This window comes from Serratia sp. HNCC26DJ206 (genome assembly GCF_057180605.1).
The window spans coordinates 1-253 of sequence record NZ_JBXUGP010000187.1; the positions used below are offsets into that span (position 1 = coordinate 1).

Genomic DNA, 253 nt, shown 5'->3' on the forward strand with positions numbered 1-253 from the left:
GCTGTCCATCACCGACGCCGTCAGGTTGTGGTTACCCTCACCCAGTGGGGTGGATGGCGTAAAGCTCCACGCACCGTTGGTATCAGCGGTGGTGCTGCCGATCGCCGTGCCGTTGTCGTACACCGTGACGGTGCCGCCCGGCAACGCCGTCCCTTTCAGGGTCGGGGTGTTGTCATTGGTGACATCGCCTTTCTGCAGCGCACCGGTATGCGGGGCCACATCGTCTTCCACCGAACCAATCACCGGCGCCGCT

At 64.0% G+C, this 253-nt stretch carries 1 protein-coding gene; it reads right to left on the minus strand.

Translation table 11 applies throughout. The annotated features are described in order from the left end of the window. A partial coding sequence (locus tag AC2A1E_RS24530) for an Ig-like domain-containing protein (protein ID WP_484385929.1) occupies positions 1-253 on the minus strand: 253 nt, incomplete at both ends.